General features: G+C 45.8%; 7 protein-coding genes. 3 read left to right on the forward strand and 4 right to left on the reverse strand.

Translation table 11 applies throughout. The features are described from left to right. Positions 1-150 precede the first annotated feature (150 nt). Positions 151-873 carry an amino acid ABC transporter ATP-binding protein gene (locus tag AC2TDN_RS21385; protein ID WP_482066052.1) on the reverse strand — a complete coding sequence of 241 codons (723 nt, stop codon included), beginning with the start codon at positions 871-873 and terminating at the stop codon, positions 151-153. Continuing rightward, a complete protein-coding gene (locus AC2TDN_RS21390) occupies positions 866-2,365 on the reverse strand; it encodes an ABC transporter substrate-binding protein/permease (RefSeq protein WP_484690126.1) in 1,500 nt (499 codons plus the stop codon). The genes AC2TDN_RS21385 and AC2TDN_RS21390 overlap by 8 nt, the downstream gene beginning before the upstream one ends. Positions 2,366-2,626: 261 nt before the next feature. On the opposite strand from AC2TDN_RS21390, the gene AC2TDN_RS21395 reads away from it, so the two are divergent. Genes AC2TDN_RS21395 through AC2TDN_RS21405 form a run of 3 tightly spaced genes read left to right on the forward strand, consistent with a single transcriptional unit; the run spans position 2,627 to position 4,583 of the window. Further along, a complete protein-coding gene (locus AC2TDN_RS21395) occupies positions 2,627-2,950 on the forward strand; it encodes a hypothetical protein (protein WP_482066050.1) in 324 nt (107 codons plus the stop codon). Continuing rightward, on the forward strand, positions 2,920-3,744 hold the full coding sequence (yidC, locus tag AC2TDN_RS21400; protein ID WP_484690127.1) for a membrane protein insertase YidC: 825 nt from the start codon (positions 2,920-2,922) through the stop codon (positions 3,742-3,744). Before AC2TDN_RS21395 ends, yidC begins: the two co-directional genes overlap by 31 nt. A 14-nt stretch (positions 3,745-3,758) precedes the next feature. Beyond that, positions 3,759-4,583 (forward strand): sugar phosphate isomerase/epimerase family protein, encoded by an 825-nt coding sequence (locus tag AC2TDN_RS21405; protein WP_484690128.1) that lies wholly within the window; start codon positions 3,759-3,761, stop codon positions 4,581-4,583. A 75-nt stretch (positions 4,584-4,658) separates the two neighbouring features. On the opposite strand, the gene AC2TDN_RS21410 is transcribed toward AC2TDN_RS21405, so the two are convergent. Both AC2TDN_RS21410 and AC2TDN_RS21415 read right to left on the reverse strand, forming a co-directional pair. After that, a complete protein-coding gene (locus tag AC2TDN_RS21410; RefSeq protein ID WP_482066047.1) occupies positions 4,659-5,177 on the reverse strand; it encodes a DUF5673 domain-containing protein in 519 nt (172 codons plus the stop codon). 552 nt (positions 5,178-5,729) lie between these two features. Next, on the reverse strand, positions 5,730-6,000 hold a 271-nt coding region (locus AC2TDN_RS21415; RefSeq protein WP_484690129.1), incomplete at its 5' end, for a hypothetical protein.

A 6,000-nucleotide genomic window follows, 5' to 3' on the forward strand; every position in this document is an offset into this window, starting at 1 on the left:
TGTTTGAAGTTATCGAGCTTTGCGATCATCCGCCGTCGATCATCGGCAGAGGCAGATTAGCTTCACCTACATTGCATTTTGTGCAACAGAATTGCACGGATACGATTGTGCATGTGCCTAGCTCTTCCTATCCTACAGCGAAGAACCAAACTATAGCACCTGCTCCAGAAACCGCGCGGCGCGCTCGCTTTGCGGCTTCGTGAAAAATTGCTCCGGATCCGTCCGTTCAACAAGCTTGCCGTCATCGAGGAAATAGATCGTATCCGCTGCTTCGCGGGCGAACTTCATCTCATGCGTCACGATCAGCATCGTCATGCCGCTGTCTGCGAGGCTGCGAATGACGTTCAGCACTTCCTTCACCATCTCGGGGTCAAGCGCCGAGGTGGGCTCGTCGAACAGCATAATATCGGGCTCCATGGCAAGGCTTCGGGCGATAGCTACCCGCTGCTTCTGTCCGCCTGACAGGCGCGAGGGATAGCTGTCCGCTTTGTCCGAGAGACCTACGCGAGCGAGCAGCTCCGTAGCTTTGGAACGAGCTTCCTCACCAGACAAGCCTTTAACTTGAGTGGGAGCAAATGTAATGTTTTCGATAACCGTCATATGCGGGAACAGATGAAAATGCTGGAACACCATGCCGATCCGCTGGCGAACGCGGGCAATGTCTGTTTTCGAATCAGTAATCGCCGTTCCGTCAATCGTAATCGTCCCGCTAGTTGGCGTTTCGAGCATATTTAAGCAACGAAGGAAAGTGGATTTGCCTGAGCCGGATGGTCCGATCAGCGCCACGACTTCCCCTTTTTCTACTGTCGTTGTAATGCCTTTCAGCACTTGGTTTTTGCCGAAGGCTTTCGTTAAGTCGGTAACATTAATCACTGCGGCGCAGCCTCCTTTCGAGCATACGGGCAAACGAAGTTAAGATAAGGACAAGCACATAATAAATAGCGGCAATAAATAATAGAATTTCAAAGGCTTTGAATGTGTCGGCGCGCACAACGTCTGCCCGGCGCATCAAATCGGTTACGCCAATGATAGAAACGAGCGATGATTCCTTAAGCAAAGCGACACATTCGTTCACGAGCGCCGGCAAAATCGTGCGCAGCGCCTGTGGGAAAATGATGCGCAGCATCATCGTCCGGTAAGGAACGCCGAGTGCGATGGCAGCCTCGCGCTGACCCTTGTCGACGGCCATAATGCCGCCGCGGATCGTTTCGGACAAATAGGCCGCTGAATTGAGACCAAATGCCAGACCGGCAGCCATAAGCGCAGGAATTTTATAATCGAATAATTGCGGGGTCGCATAATAAATGAGCGTAAGCTGAACGAGCAGCGGCGTGCCGCGAAATACGGATGTATAAGCGGTCGCGAACCATTCGAGCGGCTTAATGCCGGATATTTTGAACAAAGACAAAATCGTACCCCACACTAGCCCGAACAATGCCGAGACAATCGTAAAGAGCAAGGTAACGTAAACGCCTTTTAGAATATAGGGAATATAATCTTTAAGAATGCTGAAGTCGATATTGAGCAGATTATCGGACGCTTCCTTTTGTTCAGGAAACCATGTCTGCACTATTTCGTCAAGCTTGCCGTTTGCCTTCATTTCCGCAAGGACGCCATTAAATTCATTCACAAAGGGCGATTGCTTCGGAAATGCAAGGGAATAGCCATTATCTGCAGATTCGGCAGGCAGGAAATTCATCACTAATTCCGAATTAAGGTTAGTCATCTCGATAGCTACAGCGTCCTCAACGATAGCTGCATCGATGCGGTCGGAGTTAAGCTCTTGAATGAGATCAGGAATTTTATTGAGCTTTTTGAGTACTGCGCCTTCAATGGTTTCCGCATACAGATCCTGCGTGGAACCAAGCTGGGTGCCGATTGTTTTGCCAACGAGCGATTCTTCCGTCTCCAGCGGCGCTGCTTTCTTAGATACAATCGTATTGCGCGCAGCATAATAGCTGTCAGAAAAATCGACACTCTGCCTTCGCTCATCTGTAGCGGACATTGCGGACATGACAAAGTCGACTCGGCCGCTTTGGAGCCCGGCAATAAGCCCATTGAAATCCATGTTCGCTATTTCCAGTTCATAACCGAGCTGGCTGGTGATATACTTGGCTATATCAATATCTAAGCCTACGATTTCACCGTTGTTCTTAGCGTCTACGCTCTCATATGGCGGATAATCCGCCGAGGTACCCATGATAAGCTTCTTTTTCTGTTCGGTGCCCGCAGTATCAGATGCGCTTTCTGCGCTTACGGAACTAGAGCCGCCTTTTCCCATAGGAAAGACTTGTCCAATGGCCAGAAACAGAATCGTTGCGGTTATGAGTGATAAATAAATGATTTTCAGCTTTTGTCGATTCATGTTGTCCTCTTTCTTCTTCATTAATTGTCTTTGGTGACTGTAACATTAGAAAGTATAGGGTGTTCGCTACCCTTTGTAAATAACCAATAAGAAACGATTCGTAACATTTTTGTAATTAGGGTATTCGTACTATGGTGAGAATTAACTGTTATAATATCCAGATACAATGAAATCTATTTAGATGCATGCAGCTTCAGGGCGAAACGGTGCCCTTCATAAGCCGTATTGGAAGATAGCAATTAAGGAAGGGAGGTGAATACATTGTTTGAGCTAGAGCTGCATGACGTCATACCGTATTTGATTTCGATCAGTCTGCTTTACTCCTTGGCTTATGCTTACGCTTCTTATTTGCATACGGGAGCTTATGAGTATTGGGAACGGAATCAAGTCATCAATATATTATATATTTCACTGCCGCAGGTTATGACCCATACCGTGCCGCTGCATCACTGGTTAGCCAGAAAGGTGAAGCGGAAGGAATCACCCGATGACGACATAGCAGATTGCTCCGCCTCGTTTGCTCAGCAACTTTCAAACAAACGAGGAGGATTTTTATGCAAAAGAGCAATGTATTCCCTTCATTAAAATATGGACGTCTGTTTTTGGCCGGCATAATGCTGGCAGTTTTACTTCTGGTAAGCGGCTGCAGTACGGCTAGCGGAACGATTGACGGCAATACGCCGGGAATATTTAACCACTATGTGATTTATCCGCTATCGGCAGTTATTCAATACCTCGCCGATCTGTTCAGCGGCAATTACGGTTTTGCGATTATCGGCATTACGCTTATTATCAGGCTTGTACTTCTGCCGCTCATGATGCGCCAATATCGCTCGCAAAATCTAATGAAAACGAAGATGGCTGTGCTGCAGCCGGAATTGAACCAGCTTAAAGAGAAGTACAAGAACAAAACGGATGCCGATTCCAAGCAGAAGATGCAGCAGGAAACGATGCAGCTGTATCAGAAGCATCAGGTTAATCCGCTTGCGATTGGCTGCTTGCCGATGCTCATACAAATGCCGATACTGATGGGACTCTATTCAGCGATCAAGCTGACGCCCGAGCTGGCGGATCATTCTTTCCTCTGGTTTAAGCTGGGCTCGCCTGATATTGTGCTTCCCATTATTGCGGCGATCGTTTATTTTGTACAGTTCAAGGTGTCGCAGACGGCGCAGCCGAACGCGAATGCCGCCCAGCAGAAGCAGCTTATGTTCATGGGCTATCTATCTCCGATTATAATGGGCGTTTTCGCATTGTCAGCGCCTGCAGCTATCTCGCTTTACTGGGTAACTGGCGGTTTGTTTATGATTGCACAATCCTATCTAGCCAAGAGAGTGTACACTCCGAAGGTGGAGGTTGCACTTAAAGGCAGCGTATAAAAGGGGACGATCAGATGTCAGTCGGTGTATTGGCTCATTTATTCGGAAGCCTGCCTTATAAGGAGCTTGCTCCAAAAGTAGCGGAAAGCGGCTTCAGCCATGTGCAGCTTGCTTTATGGAAAGCGATTAGCGATGTTGATTTCAGCAAGCCCGGCAATCTAAGTCCGGGCCTTGCGAATGCAATCGGCGAGCAGTTCGATAAGAACGGTGTAGCGATCTCGGTGATTGGCTGCTACGTGCATTTGTTCGATCGCAACGAGGAGGTTCGCCGCGCTAACGTGAATCGCTTCAAGGAGCTGCTGCGCTATGCAAAGTATTTTGGAGCGCCGATGGTGGCAGCGGAAACCGGACGAAATGAGGGCGGGGATTACACCGACCGCGACTGGTCTGTTATGAAAGCGACGCTTGAAGAGTTGGTCGAGGAAGCTGAGAAGTGGGGCGTATTTGTCGGGCTTGAAGCGGCCCACGGCCACTTGATTGGAACGGCTCCCGAGCTTGCTCGGATGCTGGAGGAGGTTCCATCCTCGAATATCGGTGTCGTGATTGATCCCGGTAACTTGCTGACAGCTGCTAATTTTGCGAAGCAGGATCAAGTGATCGAAGAAGCGTTCGAGCTGCTGGGCGACCGCATTATCGCGGCTCACGCGAAGGATCGCACACTTCTGGAGAGCGGCGAATTGGCGACCGTGACGGCCGGCCTTGGCGCGATGAATTATGAGCTGTATATGAAGCTTCTGAATCAATACAAACCACATGTGCACATCATTATGGAGGAAGCGAAAGAGCATCAGATGGCGCAATCAAAGGCTTATATTGATGGGATACGCGGACGGGTGTAGATGGGGAAAACAGTAGACTGAGGGGAACCTGGGGCTGCTGTTTTTTTGTTTTTGAGGAGGTAAGCGAGTTAATGATTAAGCGTTGCTTGGGATATTTTGAAGCAAAGCAAGCAGCTTTGTTTTCGCATCAGCGGGAAAAATTCCTCGTAATACCTTACGTTTTGTCTGTATTTCTAATATGAGCTTGTTTTCGAAACGATCAGACTCCTTCAAATGATAAAGGACAATATCCGCCCACGGTAAAAGTCTATCGTTAATGTACACGCCGTCATTCCCAATAGAATAAGTTATATTTCCGCGTGAGATTATAAATGTAAGAAAGATGGGGTAACCATATGCAAACCAGTGATTATTAATCAAATCGCTTACTCCAAAGAAGAACATTAACCACAAAATCGTAATAACGGCTGCATAGGCCAGCACAATTAAAACTAACTTCCTATTGGCTACAAATAAAGTAGAGTTATAAATATGCATGATGTATTTGAAATTTTTGGTCATCCGATATTGTTTAAGTTCATAGTAGAAGCACCAAAGTACCATCAAACAGCTAGTCATATTCAATACTAATGTAAACAAAAAAATTGGATTCAATTCAATCACTCCTCGTTTGTTTACTGTAGAGAAGAGAATGGAAATCTTCGTGGGTTCGATTTATTTTTCCAAGCCACATAAAAGATATATGAAAAAGATGGAATTAGAACTCCCATTAGAACAAGAAAACCAGTGAATCCGAGAGGGTATTTATAATCAAATGGTGCCATTATAGCACAAAATAAACCGAGCATTACAATGAATACAAGAAGGTTAAAGGCAGTTTTTTTATTAGGTTCAACTTTTTTTCGAATAAAATATAGTGCAAGCAGAAGAACAATAGCCCATGCAAACAATAAGGAATATAACATTATTCGTTTGTAATCCTCCTTAAAAATGCTATTCTTCATGCGGGCTCTCTTCTAGCAGCTATTCTTATTTTGTATAAGCTTTAGGAGATGCTGGGTTTTGTTATGTTCTATGTTTACTAGATTATATTTGAAAAGGTAGATTATGATCAATATGAAATATAATATCATTTTCCTGAATAGGATTTTCGTAGATTAATTTATAATATTTGGACATAATGAAATGTTACATGACTTATTCAGTTCATGAGATTAATCGGTAATTGTGAGAATCTATGTTTGAATAAACCGGCCACATGTTCATGGAGAGATTCTTGGGCCAGTATGCGGAAATAAGGCTTGCAAAACGGCGTGCCTCTATGTCAAAATCGATGTAGATTCGCTTTAAACCCTTGTGGTTTCTTGTGCGAACCTGGCAACGAGTGTGGAAGAGACCGCGAACCATTTCGCCGTGGGTGTGGCTCTCATCACTCGTTTTTTCTTTGTTTACTTGCCATAAAGCATAGGCAAGCAAC

Source organism: Paenibacillus sp. Y660 (assembly GCF_057221575.1).